At 46.0% G+C, this 22,885-nt stretch carries 19 protein-coding genes; 4 read left to right on the top strand and 15 right to left on the bottom strand.

The window, feature by feature from the left end; all coding sequences use genetic code 11:
- Window positions 1-18: 18 nt before the first annotated feature.
- The 10 genes from G5A70_RS00835 to aroE (G5A70_RS00790) form a co-directional block, all read right to left on the bottom strand.
- Entirely contained in the window at window positions 19-972 is a 954-nt protein-coding gene (locus G5A70_RS00835) for a tRNA dihydrouridine synthase (RefSeq protein ID WP_173747233.1), read from the bottom strand.
- Entirely contained in the window at window positions 969-1,307 is a 339-nt protein-coding gene (locus G5A70_RS00830; RefSeq protein WP_173747232.1) for an LPS biosynthesis protein, read from the bottom strand. The genes G5A70_RS00835 and G5A70_RS00830 overlap by 4 nt, the downstream gene beginning before the upstream one ends.
- Before the next feature lie 83 nt (window positions 1,308-1,390).
- Window positions 1,391-1,624 carry a hypothetical protein gene (locus tag G5A70_RS00825; protein WP_173747231.1) on the bottom strand — a complete coding sequence of 78 codons (234 nt, stop codon included), beginning with the start codon at window positions 1,622-1,624 and terminating at the stop codon, window positions 1,391-1,393.
- A gap of 100 nt (window positions 1,625-1,724) precedes the next feature.
- On the bottom strand, window positions 1,725-1,892 hold the full coding sequence (locus G5A70_RS00820) for a hypothetical protein (protein WP_173747230.1): 168 nt from the start codon (window positions 1,890-1,892) through the stop codon (window positions 1,725-1,727).
- Window positions 1,870-2,745: a shikimate dehydrogenase gene (gene aroE / locus G5A70_RS00815; RefSeq protein WP_334297943.1), complete on the bottom strand. Its 876-nt coding sequence runs from the start codon at window positions 2,743-2,745 to the stop codon at window positions 1,870-1,872. The genes G5A70_RS00820 and aroE (G5A70_RS00815) overlap by 23 nt, the downstream gene beginning before the upstream one ends.
- A gap of 8 nt (window positions 2,746-2,753) precedes the next feature.
- Complete coding sequence (locus G5A70_RS00810) at window positions 2,754-4,673, bottom strand: FAD-dependent oxidoreductase (protein ID WP_173747228.1); 1,920 nt, start codon at window positions 4,671-4,673, stop codon at window positions 2,754-2,756.
- 22 nt (window positions 4,674-4,695) lie between these two features.
- A complete protein-coding gene (locus G5A70_RS00805) occupies window positions 4,696-5,541 on the bottom strand; it encodes a sugar phosphate isomerase/epimerase family protein (protein ID WP_173747227.1) in 846 nt (281 codons plus the stop codon).
- A gap of 1 nt (window position 5,542) precedes the next feature.
- Entirely contained in the window at window positions 5,543-6,346 is an 804-nt protein-coding gene (locus G5A70_RS00800) for a shikimate kinase (protein ID WP_173747226.1), read from the bottom strand.
- Window positions 6,347-6,359: 13 nt separating this feature from the next.
- Window positions 6,360-7,553: an MFS transporter gene (locus G5A70_RS00795; protein ID WP_173747225.1), complete on the bottom strand. Its 1,194-nt coding sequence runs from the start codon at window positions 7,551-7,553 to the stop codon at window positions 6,360-6,362.
- Window positions 7,554-7,566: 13 nt separating this feature from the next.
- A complete protein-coding gene (aroE, locus tag G5A70_RS00790; RefSeq protein ID WP_173747224.1) occupies window positions 7,567-8,436 on the bottom strand; it encodes a shikimate dehydrogenase in 870 nt (289 codons plus the stop codon).
- A 173-nt stretch (window positions 8,437-8,609) separates the two neighbouring features.
- Between aroE (G5A70_RS00790) and G5A70_RS00785 the strand changes: the two genes are divergently transcribed.
- Window positions 8,610-9,512: a LysR family transcriptional regulator gene (locus tag G5A70_RS00785; protein WP_173747223.1), complete on the top strand. Its 903-nt coding sequence runs from the start codon at window positions 8,610-8,612 to the stop codon at window positions 9,510-9,512.
- A 42-nt stretch (window positions 9,513-9,554) separates the two neighbouring features.
- Here the strand turns inward: G5A70_RS00785 and G5A70_RS00780 are convergent, their stop codons facing one another.
- Entirely contained in the window at window positions 9,555-12,155 is a 2,601-nt protein-coding gene (locus tag G5A70_RS00780) for a YfhO family protein (protein WP_173747222.1), read from the bottom strand.
- A gap of 180 nt (window positions 12,156-12,335) precedes the next feature.
- Window positions 12,336-13,694, bottom strand: coding sequence for an MATE family efflux transporter (locus tag G5A70_RS00775; protein ID WP_173747221.1), 1,359 nt, complete (start codon window positions 13,692-13,694; stop codon window positions 12,336-12,338).
- A gap of 130 nt (window positions 13,695-13,824) precedes the next feature.
- On the opposite strand from G5A70_RS00775, the gene G5A70_RS00770 reads away from it, so the two are divergent.
- The gene (locus G5A70_RS00770) at window positions 13,825-14,718 is read left to right on the top strand and encodes a LysR family transcriptional regulator (RefSeq protein WP_173747220.1); all 894 of its coding nucleotides are present in this window, start codon (window positions 13,825-13,827) and stop codon (window positions 14,716-14,718) included.
- Between the two features lie 49 nt (window positions 14,719-14,767).
- On the opposite strand, the gene G5A70_RS00765 is transcribed toward G5A70_RS00770, so the two are convergent.
- A complete protein-coding gene (locus G5A70_RS00765; protein ID WP_173747219.1) occupies window positions 14,768-18,535 on the bottom strand; it encodes a phosphoribosylformylglycinamidine synthase in 3,768 nt (1,255 codons plus the stop codon).
- Between the two features lie 216 nt (window positions 18,536-18,751).
- Here G5A70_RS00765 and G5A70_RS00760 point away from each other — a divergent pair, with 216 nt between their 5' ends.
- Together G5A70_RS00760 and G5A70_RS00755 are read left to right on the top strand one after the other, a co-directional pair.
- Window positions 18,752-19,639, top strand: a complete 888-nt coding sequence (locus G5A70_RS00760) for a LysR family transcriptional regulator (protein WP_173747218.1) — start codon at window positions 18,752-18,754, stop codon at window positions 19,637-19,639.
- Window positions 19,640-19,654: 15 nt separating this feature from the next.
- On the top strand, window positions 19,655-20,827 hold the full coding sequence (locus G5A70_RS00755; protein WP_173747217.1) for an MFS transporter: 1,173 nt from the start codon (window positions 19,655-19,657) through the stop codon (window positions 20,825-20,827).
- 98 nt (window positions 20,828-20,925) lie between these two features.
- Here G5A70_RS00755 and G5A70_RS00750 read toward each other — a convergent pair whose 3' ends face one another.
- Both G5A70_RS00750 and G5A70_RS00745 read right to left on the bottom strand, forming a co-directional pair.
- Window positions 20,926-21,753, bottom strand: a complete 828-nt coding sequence (locus G5A70_RS00750; RefSeq protein WP_173747216.1) for a PLAT/LH2 domain-containing protein — start codon at window positions 21,751-21,753, stop codon at window positions 20,926-20,928.
- A gap of 42 nt (window positions 21,754-21,795) precedes the next feature.
- Window positions 21,796-22,470, bottom strand: coding sequence for a hypothetical protein (locus tag G5A70_RS00745; RefSeq protein ID WP_173747215.1), 675 nt, complete (start codon window positions 22,468-22,470; stop codon window positions 21,796-21,798).
- Between the last annotated feature and the right edge of the window lie 415 nt (window positions 22,471-22,885).

Below are 22,885 nucleotides of genomic sequence, written 5' to 3'. Positions count from 1 at the left end.
TCCTGTCACTCTCCGGTTTTACTCAAATGTTCCCCAAGCGTGAAATTCGCCCTCTTCAAAAAGGCTGTCCACGGCCTCCATATAATCAGAAAGCTTCTGTGATTTCTTGATTTTCTTCATCTGCTTCTTATTCTCTTCAAAAAGATGTCCCATATAAAACCACAGTTCCTTCATTTTAAACAGGACATTTCTGTCCCCGCTCATTACCGTTTCATATTCCCGGCACAATGCGTCGTGAAACTCCCGCAATTCCTGTTTTTCCAGCATTTTTCCACCCTGCAGTTCCCGCACCAATGCCGGATTCACCAGAAGGCCTCTGCCCAGCATACAGATATCCGCCTGGGGAAACTCGGTTTCAAACGCCTGACATTTTTCCAAATCAAACAAATCTCCGTTATAACAAACAGGATTTGCGCTGTTTTTTATCGCTTCTGCGAAAACTTCCCGATTGGGCATATTCCGGTAATAATCCGTCTGTACCCTTGGATGGATAATCAGTTCCTTCAAAGGGTACTGGTTATAAATACGCAGAAGCCGGACAAACTCTTCCGGGTCCTCTTTTCCGATTCTGGTTTTTATGGAAATTTCCAGACAGGGCTTCTGAAAAACCTCGTCCAGAAACCGTTTTAAATCTTCCGTATATTCCAGAAAACCTGCTCCTTTTTTCTTCGCTGTCACCGTGCCGGAGGGGCAGCCGAGATTGAAATTGACTTCCCGGTATCCATAGCTTTCCAGCTCTTTTTCCACACGAATAAAATCCTCCGCCCGGTTGGTGAGAATCTGCGGTACCACATACATCTGAGGATTGTTTTGGGGCAGAATATCCCGGATTTCCCGGTCTGTCAGTACTTTTTTCGGGCCTGGGGAGAGAAACGGGGTAAAGTATTTATCGATTCCCGAAAAAAATTTGTGGTGCACGCTTCGGTACACGTATCCTGTAATTCCCTCCATAGGGGCAAAATAATACTTCATGTACTGCTCTCCTGTTTTCTTAAAATCTCTTTGGGCGCTTCAATTTCCGCTGCCAGTGTATGTTCTGTTAATTCAGATAAAAGTTTCAGCTTCCGGTTCAGCATGGGACGCATACAATTCGGCACATGCTCCTGATGAGCCCGGTGTATGGTTACACATTCCCTGCAGTTTCCATGATAGCCACAGGCCTTCTGGCAGGGACAGTGGTCTTTATCTTTGTAAGCTTCCCGGAATTCTGCGACAAATTCTTCCTGTAATTTCAGCCCCTCCCTGCGGTTTCCTTTGTGAAATTCTTCCATGGCCGCAAGTTCTTTGGGGTGATTCTCTATCTGCATGATATCCCTCCAACTCTTTCTTACTTTTTACGTCAAAAGTATAGCACAGTTTCTTCACTTTTAAAACTTCTCTCATCGTCTTTTTACACCTCCAGTTTCCTGTACAAATTTTCTAAGATTGTTCTCACATGGTAAATCCCATCTTCTATCTCTTCTCTGGCATCTGAAATTTTATTCTGCACCAGATAATCCGCCACAAAACCGTCGAAAACGAAATCCGCAAAAGTAAGAAAGCAAGTACCTGTGAAAGAGGTATCAGAAAAAAGAAAAAGACTCTTATCATGACCTCTGCCACAATAAAAGTCTTGCTTTCTCATTTACTACGGGTATCTTTCGATACCGGATGACGGTTACAAAACCATCTTTTACTTTTGCTAAAAAAATCACAGAAGGAACGGAAAGTCAAATCCGTTTTTCTCATACAATTCCAAACCAGAACAGAAACCAGGCGTACTCCCTGTCCAAGTGCAATTTATCTGCAATTTCCCCGATTTCCATTCCTTTTCCCAACTGTTTTCGGATTCGCTCTATGTCCTGTTCCATAGGATTTAAAAAATTCGTTTCATTCGCGAAAGAATTTTTCATAAACTTCCTCCGTGGGCATATTCTCTCCGGTAAAAATCCGGAAAGCTGCTTCCCCCTGACGAAGAAGCATACCGATACCGCCCAGTGCGATTTTGCACCCTGCTGCCTGCGCTTCCTGCAGCATTTTTGTCTCTCTTGGGTTATAAACAGCGTCTGCAACCACAAGATTTTCTCTGAATACCCTGGTATCTTTAATCAGAGATTCCTCTTCCATCGGTTTCATACCCACCTTGGTTGCGTTCACAAGAATATGGCTTTCCCCAATTTTTTCATATAATTTCTGTTCATCCTCCAAAGGATATACGTTTACTTTTACACCGGGAACGCGCTCTTCAATTTTCTTTGCTGTATTTTCTGCATTTGCATAAAATTCGTCCCTGCGGTTAAAAATGTGAATTTCTCTGGCACCTTCCAAAGCAGACTGCACCTGAATAGCTGTAGCGGCGCCGCCTGCTCCCATCACCGTCATCACCTTATCTTTTACATCCACACCATGTTCTTTCAGATTTTTCACAAATCCTATGCCATCTGTGTTATGTCCGTAAAGCTTTCCGTCCTTTATCACCATGGTGTTGCAGGCGCCGATAAGCGCCGCCGCATCAGAAAGTTCATCTGCAAGTTCCGCTGCTCTGGTCTTGCAGGGCATAGTCACATTGAAGCCGCTGCAGCCAAGGGTTTTCAAACCATTGACAGCAGCCTCGGTTTCTTCCAGCTTTACATCAAAAGCCAGATACGCACAGTTCAGATTTGTCTTCTGAAAGCTGTAATTGTACATAGCCGGAGAACCGGAGTGTCCTACCGGAGAGCCGATAAGACAAAAAAGTTCTGTTTTTCCATTGATTTCCATATGTATGCTCCTTTCTAAATTGACATCGCCGCTTTGAGGGCTTCATCGGTGGCATCCAGAGCCCTGCGCGCACGGACTGCGTCGCCTATCACAACGACTTCTTTGACAATATCTTTTATCGCTTCACTCAGTACTTCATGATTGCGGTATCCCATGGCAAGCACCACACTATCCATGTTCTCGACACGGCCTTCCGTTCCGTCTTCCAGAACATAGGAAACACCGTCTTCATAAAAGCCTGTCACTTTTGCCCCTGTAATTCCCTCTACCTGGTATTCTTTCAGTTCTTTCATAAGGAATTTTTTATGCTCAGGAATCACATCTGCTCCCAGTTCACTCCGCAGCTCGATAATGGATACCTGATGTCCCAGTTCCCCGAGAAAATCTGCCACTTCGCAGCCGACCATGCCGCCGCCGACTACCAGCACACGTTTTCCAGGTTTTACTTTCCCTTCCAGCACATCCGCTGCATGGACTGCCTTTTCGATTCCCGGAATCGGAAGCACCAGAGGATTGGAGCCGGTTGCCACAATCACTGCATCCGGATTTTTCTCGCGAATCAGTTCCGGTGTTGCCGGTGTATTGGTTTCGATTTTTACACCCTGGGCTTTACAGTTATTGATGTACCCGCAAATCATGCCATTGATACATCCTTTTCCCGGAGGATAAGCCGCCAGACGCATATTTCCGCCCAGCTTCTCTTTTTCTTCGTATAAGGTAACATTATGTCCCCGAAGTGCACAGATATAGGCAGCATACAGTCCTCCCGGACCTCCGCCGATAACCGCCACGTCTTTTTTCTGCTCTGCGGGAAACAGTTCCATTTCTCTTCCCACAAGAGGGTTCACCAGACAGGTAATAGCCTCTCCTTTAAACATATGAGGCACACAGCCCTGCAGGCATCCGATACAAGGCAGAAGCAAATCCAGTTTTCCGTCTTTTGCCTTTTGGGGAAGATTAGGGTCTGCAATGCTCTGGCGTCCAAAAGCAACCAAATCCGCTCTTCCTTCCTCCACCATCAGTTCTGCATACTGAGGCTCTGTATAACGTCCTACCGTAATCACCGGAATATGGACTGCCTGTTTGATTTCCGTCACGCAGTTTGCGCTGAAGCCTTCGTGAAGAGCGCTTGGCGCCCACATATATTCATCGTGAAGATGTACGGCTCTGGATACATGCAGGGCGTCCACACCACATTCTTTCTCCAGATAAGAAGCCACGGCTGCCGCGTCCTGAGGAGTCTGTCCTCCCAAAACATCATCAGAGGCATTGATTCTGCAGATAACTGCCAGCGTTTTTCCCGCTTTTTTTCGGATATTTTCAATAATTAACCTGGCCAGACGCATACGGTTTTCAAAACATCCGCCAAATTCATCCTGCCGTTTATTCGTTCTTTCGGAAATAAAAGAACTTACAAGATACCCATGGGCGCAATGCACTTCCACGGCATCTGCTCCTGCTTTCTTTGCTCTCAGGGCCGCGTCGCCGTAAGCCTCAATCAACCGGTAAAGCTCTTCTGTGGAAATCTCTTCCGGTATCTCTGTCTTTACGGAAGCCGGAATCGCACTTGCTGATTTCAACGGATATCCGGTTACTTTTGAATTTCCCTCCGGTCCTGCGTGCTGCAGCTGAATGGATACCTTTGCTCCTGCCTGATGACAGGCGGCAATGGCCGCCTTAAAGCTGCCCACCGTATCGTCTGAGAACAGACAAGGCTTTCTGGGGCCGCCTTTTGCCTGTTCGTAAACCACCGTAGCTTCAAAGGTAATCAGTCCGAAGCCGCCTTTCGCTCTTGCTTCATAATATGCGATGGAACGTTCGCTCATTTTTCCATCTGTATTTGCAAAGTTATTTCCCATGGGACACATAACAAAACGGTTGGGAATTGTTACGTTTCCGATTTTGATTGGCTGAAACATTGCTTCAAATTTCATCTCTTATTCTCCTCCAGTCTTCTTATTTTTCCAGAATTTCCGGCCAAGAATTTTCCAGTACTTTTTTCGTATTGTCAAAATTAAATTTCGCTGCCTCAGCCACACCTGCCGCAAGGATTCTGTCGCTGATAACCTCTACACCGAAAGCCAGAGGCTCCACCCCTTTTTCTTTCAGCATTTTACAAAAAGCGGCTGTATTTCCATGTCCGGTTCCGGGAGCCAGTCTGTCGTGCATGGATTCATCTCTTAAAACAACTTCTGCATATGCTCTTTCATACACATCGTTAATCTGGACAGAGACAATCTTGTCTGCCGGAATCCCTTCCAGAACAGCCATATCCACCGGCTGATTTGCCCGAATCCAGTGCCAGGAGTCCAGAATGATTTTTGCATTTTCACATCCGCTGGCCTTTACAATTTCCCAGGCTCTTTTCACATCCGGAATTCCGCTGTATGGCATTGGTTCTACTCCGATTATGATGTTTCCGGCTCTGCCGCACAGTTCTTTCAGCTTTTGTGCTGTGTGTTCCACAGAATATCTTTCCATCAGACCGCAGTTAATATGGGCAACACCAAAGAGTTGGCACATATGAAAGCACATCTGCTCTTTGTATTTCTGTTCATAACTTCTGTTGTCCTCTGCCCACTGCACGATGTACTCTACTTCGGTCACCTGCATATCATACTTGTTCAGAATGTCTAAAATATCCTGGTCAAACAGACCTTCATTTAAAGCGTCCACATAGGTTTCCGCACGCAGCCCGATTCCTTCGAATCCTGCTTCTTTCGCTGCTTTTACCCTTTCTTCAAATGTACATTTGTCTCCCAGCGTCCATGAACTTACCGTAATTGGATGTTTTGCTGACATATTATTCGTCCTCCTTTTTATTTTTCTGCATTGCAGAGAGTTTCTGCAGCAGTTCTTCACAGATTTCAACAATTTCTTTTCCAGTGGTATCAATAATCAAATCAGCCGCCGCGCTGTATTTTTCTCTTCTGCTTTCCATCAGACTGCTGATATACGAAACATTCATATGCCCATTTAAAAGCGGTCGTTCCGTACTGTCCTTCACCCTTTCTAAAATAGCCTCCGGCTTTGCAGTCAGCCAGATAACATAGCCGTTCTTTTTCATCAGTTCCACATTATGAGGGCGAAGAGGAACCCCTCCCCCACAGGAAATCACGGCATGATTCTTGCTTCGCAGCTCAATCAGGGTATTGCTTTCACAGTTTCTGAAATATTCTTCCCCATGAACGTCAAAAATCTGACTGATTTTCATGCCTTCTTTCTCTTCAATAAAGCGGTCCATCTCTATGGTTTCCATAGCCAGCATTTTGCCCAGACAGGCGGATACGGTAGATTTTCCTGCTCCCATAAATCCTATCAGCAGGATATTTCTGTCAAACAGCGCCTTGGCCTGTATCTTCCGGCTGTTTTCCATAATTCTTTCAAAAATATGGATGATTTCTTCGCCAAAAGGTGTGCCTTCCACCTCTTTGCAAATCCGATCCAGCTGCTTTTTCTCCTGTTCCGGCTGCAGTACCGGAAGTCCATGGTTTCTTTTGTATTGAATAATTCCCTCAATGCACTCCATTCGGGTTTTCAGAGCCTGTACAATTTCTTTGTCACAGTCACCAATGATTTCTCTCAATCCCGTTAATTCTCTTTCCATCTGCTCTCTCCTGTTACTTTTCTATTTCATTTCCGTATTTTACATTCAAGATAACCGCCAGCAGGATTCCCAGGAAGGTCACTGCCATATTAAACAGCAGAATATATCTTGGTCCCTCTGCGCCTCCTGTTTTTGTCAGAAAGCCTGCCACATTGATCACCACATAATTGGACACGGAAGACGCAAACATCACCATGGCCGTAATGGTTCCCTTGTGTTCAGGATACAGCTCGTTTGCCGTGGAGGTTGTAAGCTGAAGCACACCGCCCGCAGCGAAAAATCCCATGAGAAAACCTCCAACCAGACAAATCTGTGGAATTCTGATAAAGTACATCATACACAAAACCAGAAATGCGGTGGTCGGATAAGCCACCAGGATTCGGATAGGCTTTATGCCTTTCTTTACCAGTACCGAAGTCGTAAGGATAGCGGTTATAATTCCTATTGAGTAAAAAGATTGTATCATCTGAGGCTTGGCCAGGCCATATAGTTTCCCCAGCTCCTGGTTGCAATTCATGAAAATCATAAAGGTTGCAGAGGAAGTAAAACCAATGCCAATGAGCAGAAGCAGCGCCGGAGAAATTTTAATTTTCTTTTTGGCAGCTTTGGCCGCTTTTCCCTTGGTGTCGGGAAGGGGCAAAAGCAAAATGGCAATGGTATCTGCGATTACTAAAACAGCTACTGTAAAAAATAAGGTATGGTATGTAATGCCTGCGTTGCTGAAGAAAATAATGACAATCGGAAGCACAAACTGACCAACGGATGTGGAAAACTTTGTGAAAAGATTGGCGACTGCACCGTTTTCACTGAAAATTTCCATGCAGGACGGCGTAACGCTGGTATCCAGAAAAGAATTTCCGATTCCGCTGCACATAAGCAGAATATATGCGGCTGCCGTGTTCGTTGTAAAAGGAAGTCCTACAAAAAACATAATGAAAAACGCCATTCCCACCAGTGCGCTTTTCTTTCTTCCAAAGCTGTCAGAAAAAGGCCCTGCAACTGGAAAAGCTACCAGCCTTCCCAAGCCGATTGCCGCAATCACCGCCATGACGCGGCTGATTTCAAAGGTGCCGTCCACCAGTCTTTCTGCGCCCCACGCAGCGGCAAATTCCTGTTTATATTGCCCTACAATGGTTGCGGAAATTCCCAGTATAAAATAAGTGATGTAAAGCGCAACTGCTGCGGGGTAGTATTTTCTTTTGTTCATATCGTCCTCCTCATTATCTGGATTTAAAAAATTCTTCTCTTATTTCATCAACCGGCATATCCTGCCCGGTGTATAGTTTCACTGCTGCCGCTCCCTGGTAGAGCAGCATGCCCAGTCCATCTGCCGTCCGGCTGCCGTTTTTCTCTGCATCTTTCAGCAGTCTGGTCTTTCTCGGATTATATACGCAGTCTGTCACCAGAAGGCTTTCCCGAAACAGGGACATATCCTGTATGAGACTGCTGTTTTCCAATGGCGCCATTCCTACTCTTGTGGCATTTGTCAGCACGTCGCTATCCTGTATTTTGGCTTTCAGAAGCCGGGAATCCTCCAGGTCATAAAGCCGGATTTCCTGATTGGGAAAGGCCTCCTGCAGTTCCCGGATTTTCTTCTGGGCAAAGTCCCAGAACGCATCCTTTTTATTAAACACCCAGATAGCTGACGCGCCATCTAACAAGGCCTGAACCTGTATGGCCGTTGCTGCGCCGCCCGCCCCAAGAAGTGTAATCTTTTTTCCCTGTATGTCCATGCCATGGGTCTGCAGATTCATCACATAGCCCTCTCCATCTGTGATATAGCCTTTCAGGGTTCCATTGTCATTTACAATGGTATTGCAGGCGCCGGACAGCGTCACTGCCGGAGAAACCCAGTCCAGATAAGGAATCACAGCCTGCTTGCATGGCATGGTGACATTCGCTCCCTTCATTCCAAGGGTACGAAAAGCCTTTACTGCATCCTCTGTTCTCTCCCTTGGCACATCAAATGCCAGATATCGGCAGTCAAGATTCCATTTTTCAAAACAGTAATTATACATAGCCGGGGACATGGAATGTTCCACAGGCGTTCCGAATAAACCATATAATTTTGTTGTACCTGTAATCTTCATTTCTTTTCCTCGTGTTTTTTATATTTTGTATGCTGTTATTCTACAGGAATGTGAAAAAATTATCAAATGCATTATTTTAATCAAATCAATAGTCTTTTTCTATCAATTGTGATATACTCTGAGCCAGAGAAAGCCACTGGTCTTATTTATACGTCTTATGGAGGAATACATCTATGAATTTATATCAGCTTCGCTATTTTGCGCTCTTGGCTCAGACCGGACATTTCCGGAAAACCGCAGAACAGCTTTGTATTGCCCAGCCAAGCCTCAGTCACGCCATTTCCCTTCTGGAAAAGGAACTGGGCGTCACTTTATTTGAAAAGCAGGGACGCCGCTCCGTTCTTACTCCCGAAGGAACTGAGTTTTTAAAATATGTGGAAAAATCGCTGTTGGCTCTGGATGAAGGTATTCTGAACATGCATCATCTCGCAATGGGGGAAGGAAAAATCGAATTGGGCTTTCTAAGAACCCTGGGTGTGGAATTTGTGCCTGAAATAACCAGGAAATTTTTAGAACACCAGCAGGGAAAGAATGTTTGTTTCAAATTTAACACAGGGGTTACGCCTTCTCTTATAGAAGGTCTGAAAGATGAAACCTATGATATTGTATTTTGTACCAAATGTGAAAATGCTTCTGACATTGAATTTATTCCGGTTGCCCGTCAGGACCTTGTCGTGATTGTGCCAAGGAACCACCCTCTTTCCAAGCGCTGTGCCATAAGCCTGGAAGAACTGGCGCCTTATTCCCAGGTTTATTTTTCCCGCGCCTCCGGTCTGCGAAGCATTGTGGATGATTTGTTTCAAAAAGTGCAGGTAAAGCCGCAGATTGCCTATGAAATCGAAGAAGACATTGTCATTGCCGGGCTTGTATCAAAAGGTTTTGGGGTTGCCATTGTTCCCTACATGACAGAACTGCTCCGTATGGAAGTGAAAATCCTGCAGATTTCCCATCCATACTGGGAACGCAATTTCTACATGGCCACCTTAAAAAGCCATCATTTAACCCCTGCCGTAAAAAACTTTCATGACTATGTGGCAGAACATTATACGGATAACTCAGATAAACAACACGCTTAAAAAGCAGCTATCTCCGCTTTGGAGACGACTGCTTTTTCCTTTTTATGCTGCTTTTTGTACATTTCTTCTCATACCGTTTTTCTTCTTCCTGCTTCTTCTCTTGATTTTTACTTTATCCAGAAACAGCAGAAAACCTCCTCCGCCGGTGAGAAGCAGTCCTGCGGTTTTTCCCGGCGCTCTGTATGCAATGGTAATGGTATGGTTTCCCTTGGGAACCTGGGCACCCAGAAAAGCAGTATTTACCTTTTCGGTCTGTACTTCTTTCCCGTCCACATATACCCGGAAATGTTTGTCAAAGGGAAGGCTGGTAATCAGATATCCTGCCCTGGATGTCTCCACTTTCCCAGTCAGTTGGTTATCTTCTATGGAAACCTGTTCCAGCGGATTTTGATACAGCTTTTTGGAATTTGCCTGCAGGCTTTCCAAATTGCCCCCATAGGCCTTCAGATTGCTGATTTCATAATGTCCTTTTCCCAGAATCAGCGTAACCTGCCGCTTCTCCATATCCGGCTGCACCGTAAAGGAAAAATCTCTGTTATGATTTGCATATTCATGATTTTCTGCGGTCAGACGGTTTGTCTGTCCCTGGAGACGTATGTATACATCCTGGTTGGGCTTTTTGTTTGTAAGCCTGAAAGAAAGAGCCAGCAAATCCTGGTTTTCTCCCAGGCTGTCGAGGGGTATCGTCAGCTGCAGTTCTTCCTTTGCCTCCACTTCCCAGCCATAGTCTGTTTTCTCAATCTTTCCTTTCTTTGTGTTTTGTTCCGGTATGGAAAACCCACAGGCTGACATGGACTCTAAGGTTTCCCCCTGTTTAGCCGTACTGTCTGCGTTCTTCACCACGGCTTTCTGCAGAAGCGCTGTCTGATTTTCCGGAAAATGCAAAGTACGGTACGCTTCTTCTCCCATGGTGTCCGAAGTCACATAGGCCAGAGGAGATACCGATTCATTCACATACAGATTGCCGTCTTTTCCCTCTTTGAGAAGCTGATAGCCGGCCGGCGCTTTTTGACCGGTGACATATTTTACTCCCATAAGCTGCAAAAACAGAGGATTGTCGGAGACCGCCTGCATCATAGAGTTTCGGAAATGCTGATTGAGCCCAAAGGTTTTGTTTCTAAATTCCATATAATCCTCATTGTAAGCGGAAGAATACATGGAGGTTACATTCTGCCGGATATCCCGGATACGGTCAATATCCGCCAGTTCCTCTGCCCCTCCTGCCTGTTCTTCCATGCGGTACCAGCCCGTGTCTTCCTCCAAAATTTCCTTCATAGCTTTGGTGACATCTGTTTGCACCGTCTTTTCGTAAGTTTCTGCCGGAATCATATTGGCGCTGTTTTTGTTCACCATCCATCCGGAAAAAAACAGAATCAGGCAGGCTCCAAACACAGGAAGCGGATAGCGGTTAAATTTCAGATACACCAGATACAAGAGCAGCATAAGCGCACAGTCTGCCAGAGCCGGCAGCCAGTATTGCCGGAATCCCGCAGTATCACGCTGTATGCAGATAAAGGCTGCGGCGGCCAGATAAGGCAGAATATGGAACGCCATGCGCCGCTTATTCTTTATCCATGCGGTACGTTTCAATTCCTGTATATACCTGGCAATTTCCAGAACCACCAGGGGCAGAAAAGGAATAAAGACCTTGTCTTTTACATACAGCCCGCCATTTAAAATCCAGCCAAAGACCGGCACTGTGAACAGGATCACCAGGCCCAGAGAAAGCAGGCGGTCCTGTCTCCTGCTTCCCGGAAAAATATTCCCCAAAAGCGCTACAATGCCAAGAGCAGACATCCCCACTCCATAAGGGCTGTAAAGCAGCCGCAGAGGAGACATAAGCGTCCAGGATAAACTCGAAATCCCGCCTCCTCCTGACTGCCCTCTGGAGGACAGCACCAAAGCGGTAGGAACCAGCAGGATTCCGCAGATACAGACGCAGAGAAACAAAACACCAGCCGTCCTCGTTCCTCTTTGGAACATTTTCACTCCCGTTTTCTTCCAGTTCTCCCTGCGCTCAAATTTTGTCAGTACATAGAGCATAATGGCAGCCATGCCTCCGATACTGAAGTAAAAACTCGTCAGAATCATGCCGCACACCCCTGCAATCAACAATCCTTTTTTCCGCTTTTGGCAATAGGCGTCCACCCCCAGCAGCGCCAGACATAAAAAAGGCATATAATTCACAAACATCAGCTGATTATAAGAGTGATACAAAAGTGGTGTCGCCAGGGTAAATAAAACGGCTGCTGCCCTTGACAGAACCCGGTCGGAAAGATTTCTTTTCAGCCATTGGTAGAAAAGAAAGGAGGAGGCTGAAAAAGAAAGTATGCTGGTGAACATAATATAATGGTCCATTTCCACAAAAGGCAGAAGATAGGAAAGCAGAATCACCGGGCTGAACAGTCCGTAATAGGAAAAATTGTAAATATTCTGCCCGCCTCCCAGGTTCCACGCAATATCCGGAAACAAATCTCCGGTTGCGTAAAACCTCTGCCGGAAGTAATCAGGAATGACGCTGTGCTGGCTAATCCAGTCTACCTTTGAGCCGAAAACGCCATACTGCATAACAAACAGCCAGCACAATACCCAGGTTCCCAGTATCAGTACAATTCCCGTAAGGTCAAATATTCTTTTTTTCATGATGTTTTCCTTTCTGTCTCTTTTACGACCCCCATTATAACAGCAAAAAGCGACTTTTTTTCTATAAAAATTCTGATATTTTTCTTAAGTTTTTTTTAATTTCCTGTTTTTCATACCTTATCAAACCATAAAAATGCGTCCAAAAACAGCAACACCTGCTTTCAGACGCAAATCAAACTCTTATTTTCTTTTTAAAAACCACAGTACCATGACCGCGCAGTAACACAACGCAAATCCCCATGCCATGGGATTTGCAAAACAGACGGCAGTAAATCCAGCTCCGCTTACCGCTATCCAGCCTCCCAGGCCTCTTCCTGCCAGTTCCCAGATACCGGATAAGACGGCATGTCCTGCATATCCCATACCCTGCAGCACGTTCCTGAATATCATCAAAAGCCCGTGAAGAAGAAACAGGCAGCTGCAAATCATCAGATATTTTTCTGCATTCCGGGCAACCTGTATACTGCCGCTGCCCAGCACAAGCTGTACCAGAATCCCTTTCATCAGAAGTAAAATCACCCAGACTACCGCGCAGTAGAGCGCCTGTATGACTATACCGTCCCGAATTCCTCTTTTAATTCTGTCCATACGGCCGGCGCCGAAGTTCTGCCCTGCATAAGTTGCCATGGCCATTCCTATGCTTTCCATAGGCAGCGTAAACATCTGGCGGATTTTTTCTCCTGCCGTCTGCGCTGCCACAGCTCCACTGCCCAGGATGTTAATGGCGTCCTGCAAAAGAATGGCCCCTACTGCTGATACGGAATACTCCACCCCCATAGGCAGTCCGATTATGCAAAGCTTTCTTATATGCCGAAAGGAAAGACTCATATCTTCTCTTCGGATTTCTATCAATTCCATGCGCCGAAACATCCACCAGGTATTCAAAAGCCCGCTGACAAGCTGGCTGATAACGGTAGCCGCTGCTGCTCCCTCCACACCTGTATGAAAATCTGTAATAAATACATAATCCAGTACAACATTTAAGATACTGGAAAACAGCAGGAAATAAAAGGGATGTCTGGAATCCCCCAGCGCCCGCAGCACACTGGCAGAATAGTTATACAGAATACTGGCCGGAATCCCCAAAAATAGAATACGAATATAGGATACTCCCATAGAAAAAATATTTTCCGGCGTATTCATAGCAGCCATAAGAGGCGCTGCCAGTATCACGGTTCCCACAGTCAACAGAACGCTGAAAAAACTTCCCACCCAGAATCCATTCCACAAGAAACGGTGCAGTTCCCTCTTCTCTCCTGCTCCAAAACTCTGGGCCAGAGGAATGCCAAATCCCACACAAGCCCCCTGTACAAACCCCAGAATGAGAAAATGCAGGGAATAGGTAGCCCCCACTGCTGCCAGAGCGTCAATACCCAGACACCGTCCTACAATCACGGTATCTGCAAAACTGTAAAGCTGTTGGAACATGGTTCCGAATACCAGGGGCAGGGCAAAGAGAAGAATCTGCTTTAACGGATGTCCCACCGTCAAATCCATACTTTTCTGTTTTTTGTTTTCGCTTGTTTTGATATCTTCCATTTTCATATTCTCCCAAATTTCTTTAAATTTTTCCCAACTGGTATTGTATCATTGACTTTTCTAAAGATAAAATATATGATTTCTATAGATTCATTTATTTTTACTATGAATTTTAGGAGGAACGCTCTTTATGACCTTGGAACAATTACGCTATTTTCAGGCAGCAGCCCGGCTGCAGCACATGGGAAAGGCCGCCCTGCAGGAAAACATTTCCCAACCCAGCCTCAGCATTGCCATAAAAAAACTGGAAACGGAATTTGGCGTCCCCCTTTTCAAACCAAACGGACGAGGCGTTGAGCTGACCTCACAGGGAAAAGCATTTCTTCCTTATGCGGACAGTATTCTTTTACAGGCCCAACAGGCCAAAAAACAGATGAACGCCTGTGCAGACAGCTTTAACGGCGAAATCCGGGTAGCTTATACTGCGTCCATGGCCTACGGCTACATTCCCCGGCTGTTTAAAAACTTTCTCTCCCAAGCCGGAAAAGCATATGTGATTTATTCAGATGAAATGCCCAGTGATGATATTGCCGCGGGACTAAAAAGCGGCCGGTTTGACTTAGGTATCTGTTCCAAAATAAAACCGGAGCCGGAGTTAGTACAGATTCCTCTTCTGTATCAGCCTCTGGTGGTGCTTTTGCCGGATACCAAAGCCTTTGCCCAGTGTTCTTTGGACCGCTTAGAAGACCTGTGTGCCTATCCCTTCGTATCCTACCGGAAGGATTATCCCATGTACCGCCAGATTTCCGCTCTCTTTCAGAGAGAAGGGCTGACACCTGCCATTACCCACTTCGCCTACAGTGAGGATGCCATTGCCCGCCTGGTGGAACAAGAACTGGGAATCTCCATTGTGGCTCAGACAGAATCTCTGTCTCAATACCGTGTCCGCACCATCCGTCCAAACTGGCTGAAAGAAGGCCGCCATATCTATCTCACCTTCCACCGCCTGCGGGTTCAGGGAGAAGGCGTGAAGAAAATGAAAGATTTTCTGAAAATTTTCACAGAACAATTCCCAACCCCATAAAAAAACTGCTGTGTCAGACACAGCAGTTTTTTTGATAACATTTTGAATTTTATTTAAAGTATTCCACACCGGACTCAAAGATCTTGATATCCTGTTCTCCGTAGATGTTCATGGCAACGCCGTCACCACGTCTTTCGGAATGTGCCATCTTACCAAGTACACGGCCGTCCGGGCTTGTGATACCTTCGATTGCACAGTAGGAACCGTTTACATTCCACTCTTCGTCCATAGTAATATTGCCGTTTACATCACAGTACTGTGTGGCAACCTGACCGTTTTCAAAGAGTTTTTTCAGCCACTCGTCATTGGCAACGAAGCGCCCCTCTCCGTGAGAAGCCGGGTTGGTGTAAACCTTTCCAAGCTCTGCTTTCTGCAGCCATGGGGATTTGTTTGTCACTACCTTTGTGTAAACCATCTTGGAAATATGACGTCCAATGGTATTAAAGGTCAGGGTTGGTGACTGTTCTGTCTGTCCCACGATTTCCCCGTACGGTACCAGTCCCAGCTTAATCAGCGCCTGGAAACCATTACAGATACCAAGGGCCAGACCGTCTCTCTCATTTAACAGCCGCATAACCGCTTCTTTGATTTTTGCATTCTGGAATGCGGTTGCAAAGAATTTAGCAGAACCGTCCGGTTCGTCACCTGCGGAAAATCCGCCTGGGAACATAATCATCTGGGCCTGGTCAATGGCTTTTTCAAAGGTCTCCACAGAATCGCGGATATCTGCTGCGTCCAGATTCTTAAATACTTTGGTAATGACTTTTGCACCTGCACGTTCAAAGGCTTTTGTACTGTCATATTCGCAGTTTGTACCCGGGAATACCGGAATAAATACCGTAGGCTGCGCAATCTTATGGGCACAGATGTGGATATCCTTTGTGTCGTAAACACCCTTGTCCATGCTTACCGTTGCATCGTCGGTCTCTGAACCGGAGCGTGTCTTAAACACTTTTTCCAGCGGCGCCTTCCAGGTTTCCAGAGCCTCTGCCATGGAAATGCTCATATCCTTGTACTCCATGGATGCGCGGTCTGTCACTTCACCAATCAGCGTATAGGTCATAGCCAGCTCGCCCACTTTGCCTTCTGCCACTTCACAGATAATATCGCCAAAGCCTGCGCCGAACAAGTCTCTTTCGTCCACATTCTGTTCTATTTTTACACCCATCTGATTACCAAATGCCATTTTGGAAACAGCCGCTGCAATACCCTGACGGTCTAAGGCATAAGCAGAAAGCACGCGGCCTGCCTGGATGTCCTCGTGAAGTTTTGCATACTGCTCTTTTAAGGCTTCAAAATCCGGCAAATCGTATTCTGCTTTCGGCATACGCAGCCATACCAGCTTGCTGCCTGCTTTTTTCAGTTCCGGTGTAATCACATCTTTCTGTTTTGCCACATCCACAGCAAAGGAAACCAGTGTAGGCGGTACATCAATTTCATTGAAGGTACCGGACATAGAGTCCTTGCCGCCGATAGACGGAAGTCCAAAGCCAAGCTGCGCTGCATAAGCACCCAGAAGCGCTGCGAACGGCTGGCTCCAGCGGTGTGCGTCTTCTGTCATTCTGCGGAAGTATTCCTGGAAGGTGAAACGGATTTTGCTGTAGTCTCCGCCTGCTGCCACGATTCTTGCCACAGATTCTGTCACTGCATAAACAGCGCCGTGGTATGGACTCCAGCTGGACAGGTATGGGTCAAAGCCGTAGCTCATCATAGTAACCGTTTCTGTCTTTCCGTTTAATACCGGCACTTTGGCTACCATAGCCTGTGTCTCCGTCAGCTGATATTTCCCGCCGTAAGGCATAAACACACTGCCTGCGCCGATGGAACCGTCAAACATTTCCACTAAGCCCTTCTGGGAACACTCGTTTAAGTCAGCAAGGGTATTCAGCCATTTTGTCTTCACATCTGAGACTTCTTCTGTATGCGCGAACAGATTTCCTTCTTTTCCCGGAATTTCCACATAGACATCGGTTTCCTGATGTGCGCCGTTGGTATCCAGGAATGCTCTGGACAAGTCAACAATGGTTTTTCCTCTCCAGTTCATCACCAGCCTTGGGCTTTCGGTAACTTCTGCCACCGGAATGGCTTCCAGGTTTTCTTCTTTTGCATAACCTAAGAAAGTTTCCACATCTTTCGGGTCAATGACAACGGCCATACGTTCCTGTGATTCGGAAATGGCAATTTCTGTTCCGTCCAGACCTGCGTATTTCTTCGGCACTTTATCCAAATCAATTTTCAGTCCTGCTGCCAGTTCGCCGATAGCAACAGACACACCGCCGGCACCGAAATCGTTACATTTTTTAATCAGATAGCTGACTTCTTCTCTTCTGAACAGTCTCTGAATTTTTCTCTCTGTGGGAGCATTTCCCTTCTGTACTTCTGCACCGCAGGTTTCGATGGATTCCTCTGTGTGTACCTTGGAAGAACCGGTTGCACCGCCGCAGCCGTCACGTCCGGTACGTCCGCCCAGTAAGATAATGATATCGCCCGGGTCAGAATTTTCACGGATAACAGCTCTTCTTGGGGCTGCACCTAAAACTGCGCCGATTTCCATACGTTTTGCCACATAATCCGGATGGTAAATTTCTTTTACATAACCGGTAGCCAGACCAATCTGGTTTCCGTAGGAAGAATAGCCGTGAGCAGCGCCGCGCACCAGCTTCTTCTGAGGAAGTTTGCCCTTCATGGTTTCTTTGACGGAAACCGTAGGGTCCGCCGCACCGGTTACACGCATGGCCTGATATACATAAGTACGTCCGGAAAGCGGGTCACGGATAGCGCCGCCAAGGCAGGTAGCTGCACCGCCGAATGGTTCGATTTCTGTAGGATGATTGTGTGTTTCATTCTTGAAGTTAATGAGCCACTCTTCTTCTTTTCCGTCTACATCTACCGGTACCACGATAGAGCAGGCGTTGATTTCATCGGATTCCTCCTGGTCCTGCAGCTTGCCTTCGGCTTTTAATTTCTTCATAGCCATAAGAGCCAGGTCCATGAGGCAGACAAACTTGTCGTCTCTGTCCTTGTAAATCACCTGACGGTCTGCCAGATATTTTTTGTAAGTTTCTTCGATGGGGGCTTTATAGTCTCCTTCGCCAAAGGTCACATGCTTCAATTCCGTAGAAAATGTGGTGTGACGGCAATGGTCAGACCAGTAAGTATCCAGTACGCGGATTTCCGTCATGGACGGGTCGCGTTTTTCTTCGTTTTTATAATAATTCTGAATATGCAGGAAATCTTTAAACGTCATAGCCAGATTCAGGGAATCGTATAATTCCTTTAAATCCGCCTCGGCCATGTCTGCAAATCCTTCGAAAATTTTCACATCTGCAGGTTCGTCAAAGTTTGTCACCAGAGTTTCCGGTTTTTCAGCCTCTGCTTCTCTGGAATCCACCGGGTTAATGCAGTGGTTTTTAATCGCTTCCAGTTCTCCGTCAGAAATGTTTCCTTCGATAACATAAGTGGTGGCGGAGCGGATAATCGGCTGCTCGTCCTCTTTTAAGAACTGTACGCACTGTACGGCTGAATCTGCTCTCTGGTCAAACTGTCCCGGCAGATATTCCACAGAAAATACCCGGTCTCCCTCTTTGCATTCAAAAGTTTCTTTAAATAAATCATCCACCGGAGGTTCGGAAAAGACACAGGTACATGCTTTTTCAAACACCTCTTCGGAAATATTCTCCACATCATAACGAATCAGCACACGGACGCCTGTAACGTCTTTAATTCCCAGGTAGCTCTCAATTTCGTGCTGTAATTCCTTTGCCTGCACGGCAAAATCTGCTTTTTTCTCAACATAGACACGCTTTACGCTGCTCATATTGACTCCTTTCTGCCCGATGGGGACAAATGGTATTTTTGCATTTCTTTTGCATTTCTATGGATAGTGTAGCATAGGAAACTTTATAAGTAAAATTAATATGACTAATATTTTTTATAAGTAAAACTTATGCATTGACATCTTCCTTTCCTCTTTATATAGTATACTTTGAAGTTTCTGTTTCCCATTCATTTTCAGGAAAGGATTTTACTCTATATGGATATCAGTTTTGAACTTTATAAAGTTTTTTACTACGTTGCCACCACCCTGAGTTTCTCTGAGGCTTCCCGGCAGCTCTACATTTCCCAGTCGGCAGTCAGCCAGTCCATAAAGGCACTGGAGCAGAAGCTGGGGCATGCGCTTTTTCTCAGAAATACAAAAAAAGTCACTCTGACACCGGAAGGAGAAGCACTCCTGCGCCATGTCGAGCCGGCGGTGAATCTTCTGTACGAAGGAGAAAACCAGATTTTAAATTCTCCTTCCCAGGAAACGCCCCTGCGCATCGGGGCCAGCGACACCATATGCCGCTATTTTCTGATTCCGTATTTTAAGCGGTTTCATAAAGAATTTCCCAATGTGCACATTAAGGTAACCAACTCCACTTCCGGGGGATGTGTTTCCCTGCTGCACAACAACCGGGTGGACTTCATTGTAGCCAATGCGCCCAATCCCTATCTGACTTCCAAAGATACCTGCTGTGTCATTCGGGAATTTCAGGATATTTTCGTTGCGGGAAAACGCTTTTTCAACCTGGAGGGACAGACTTTATCCCTGGCCCAGCTTACCCGGTATCCCATTCTGATGCTGGACAAAACCAGCACCACCAGCGGATTTCTGCAGCAGACTTTCAGCAAACACGGACTTTCCCTTACACCGGAGGCCGAACTTTCCAGCAATGATTTACTGCTGGATTTGGCCCGCATTGGTCTGGGCATCACCACAGTTCCGGATTATGTGCTGGAACACCGCAAAAAAGAATTTTACCAGCTACAGCTAAAAGAAACCATTCCCAAACGGAAGTTGATTTTGGCTTATAATCCACAGCTTCTGACTTCTCCGGCTGCTCAGAAGTTTCTTCAGTATCTGGTGCCGGAAACAACCTAAAGGAGATTTACTAACATGAAACTATCTGCAAAAGCCACCATTTACGGCTGTTATCTGGGCTATATTACCCAGGCCATTGTAAACAATCTGCCGCCTCTGCTTTTCCTCACTTTCCGCAGGGAATTCGGCGTTACCCTGGATCAAATCAGTCTTCTCATCACCATGAATTTCTGTGTGCAGATTCTGGTGGATTTGATTTCGCCCAAAATTATTGAAAAAACAGGCTATCGGAAAGCCGCTCTGTGCGCCTTTCTCACGGTCATGCTGGGACTTACGGGATTTTACTGGATTCCCTTTGTCCTGCCTCCCTACGCCGGAATTCTCCTCTGCATGGTCTGCAATGCCATTGGCGGCGGTATTTTAGAAGTGATTGTCAGCCCCATGGTAGAGGCCTGCCCCGGAGAGAACAAAGAGGCCCGCATGAGTTTTCTTCATTCCTTTTACTGCTGGGGCCACATGGGCGTGGTACTGCTCTCCACCCTGTATTTTGCCCTGGCGGGCATTGAAAACTGGCGGTTTCTGCCGCCTCTTTGGGCTCTGGTGCCTCTGGGAACTTTCCTGCTTTTTACCAGAGTCCCCATTTATGCCGTACACGGCGATGACGAAGAAACAAAACTGCCTAAAAGCATTTTCCGCTATAAAGTTTTCTGGGTGCTGTTTCTCCTCATGGTGTGCGCCGGTGCCTCCGAGCAGGCAGTCAGCCAGTGGTCCTCCCTCTTTGCTGAAGAAGGATTAAAAGTTTCCAAAACCATGGGGGACTTGCTTGGCCCCTGTGCCTTTGCATTCTGTATGGGACTGAGCCGCCTGTTCTATGGACGAAAGGGAGAAAAGCTGAATATTTTGCTGTCCCTGAAAGCCACCTCCGTGCTCTGTGTGGCCGGATATCTGATTACCGCCCTCTCGCCTCTGCCCCTGCTTTCTCTGGCAGGATGCGCCCTCTGCGGATTTTCTGTGGGACTGATGTGGCCGGGAGTCTTTTCCCTTGGGGCCTCCTATCTGAAGGGCGGCGGTACTTTCATGTTCGCCATGTTTGCCCTGGCCGGAGACGTGGGCTGCTCCGCCGGCCCTGCGGTGGTAGGAATCCTGTCTGATATGACAGGGAAATTAAATCTGGGTATCCTGGCTGCCGTGGTCTTTCCCATAGGGCTTTGGGGGCTTAGCTGGGGACTGGGAAAACGGAGAGGATAAGTTTTCTGTCTGCATATACTGCAGGCCCCGGATTCTTCGGGGCCTGCAAGACTTTTGGGTATATCAATAAAAAGGGGATTGCATGATTACTTAATTTCCTAAATTCCACCAAATTCATTGCTAATGTATTCAGGAATTTCAAACTGTGTCTGTCCCAGGGTAATTTTATGCACATCTTTTGCAATATTCATCATAACCTGGTATATTTTTTCTTCATCTGTATCGTTTGCGATGGTTGTCTGAATATCTGTTTTTTTAGAAGCATTGAACTGAATGCTCTCTTCCTTGGTATTCGAATTTAAACTTGTAAGCGCAAATCCAATGGCTCCCTTTACAGAGGCCGTCAGGTCAGAAGTACATCCCTGTCCCGGACCAGCTCCTCCCTCCAACGAAATAGAAGTATTCGTACCTATCTGCGAAACCACCGTTTCGCTCAGAGAATATCCTACCGCTACTTCTAATTGCTCCTTATATTCCACTTTTCCATGTGGCTGAACATAAATTTTTTTACCGCTGGGTACACATACCACTTCTGCCCTTTTATGGTCTTCATACTTCAAGCCTGAAGTCACCCTGTATTTTCTCACTTTACGGTCTTCAATCCACTCTCTGCAGGAAAAATGTGCTGTCGGCGCATTATTTTCCTGGCGCCGCACTTCAAAATAATCCAGATACCAGCCGGCACCGCCCCATCTGCAGTCACTCCGCAGTTCCGCTTTATACACGTCGCCAATAGACTGCGGCAACTCTAATGTCAACTTATCCGTCTGATTTCTCTCAAACGCATTTCCGCGGATACGTTCGCTGACCTCATACTCATCTGACTGCCCCAGTGTGCCGAAAAGTGTCACAAAAATACAGGAATCTGTTCCCGCATAGCATTCATCTCCTGTGTGAAATTTCAGTTCATATTTTGTTTTTCCCATCCTCATTCTCCTCATATTTTGTATACATTTTGAAAGAAACAGCTACGTAAAATTTCCGTACAGTATGGTTCCCAGTAATGGAAGTTCCAGTTCGTCCAGAACCTCATTAATCTGCCAGACCAGCGAAATATTTTTGTTCCATTCTGACTGATGTTCCAGAAAATACAAAACAATCATATCTGTCGGCAGGGATTTGGATAACACATACCCCGCTGTCCTCAATACCTGCTGAATTTCCTCTGTTTCCATTCCCATGGATATGACAAGGGCAAGCAGACTTTCCTTGGACGGCTTTCTGTCCGCCTTTATGTAATAAAGCATACGTTCCGTCACATTGGCCTCTGTAAACAGTTTTTTCTGCTTGTCTGTGTATTGCTTAAAAAGTTTCTGAACACCTGTATTTTCTTCCTGTTCCCCCTGTAAAGACAAACCTGCCTTATTAGCCAGAAGTTCTGCTGCTTCGTCAGACAAACAAAACAGTTCCGCTGCCTCTAACACGGTAAAATACCTTTTTTTTGTTTGTGTACTGCATGGATTAGCCTTCCAGTAAGTCACCTGCTGTCTGCTGATTCCCAGAAGCCTATATACTTCGTTCAACGTTCCATAGCCATACCGGGTCTTATACTCTTCCGCAATGCTTCTCAAACTGTCGCAAAACCCTTCCTCCAAAACCAGCGCATGCTGTTTCAGCCAATCTCTTATTTTTCCATTGTTCATTTACTATTCCTTTCTTTTATCCTTTGCGTTTGCTTTTATCTTTCACAGTTCTTTCTTCTGTTCGCTTTTTCTTCATCACCTTCTCTGTTCCAAGCATTCCCGGGAGGTTTGCATCAACCTTTGTTTTGCAACAATTTTGTTACTGTCTGAAATATAACACAGACAACATGGAAAACTATGAACTTAATTTTGCTCTCAAAAAAACTGTTTATCTATTATCCGTATTTCCCATTAAAAAAATTGTCGGATAAAGAAATTATGCAGATGACTGAATACTTTTTTATTCATTCGGTCATCTGATATTCCCCTTTACCCAAACATAAACTCATCCAGGTCTATCAGTACTTTTTTCAGTTCCTCATTTGTCTCTTGTTCTATCGCTTTTTCGATAAAAATCCCGTCTTAATCTGTGTAC

This window comes from Blautia hansenii, assembly GCF_013304445.1.
In the GTDB taxonomy this organism is placed as follows: domain Bacteria; phylum Bacillota; class Clostridia; order Lachnospirales; family Lachnospiraceae; genus Blautia.
Note: the sequence above shows the minus strand (reverse complement) of the source record. Positions and strands in the feature narration are given on the sequence as shown.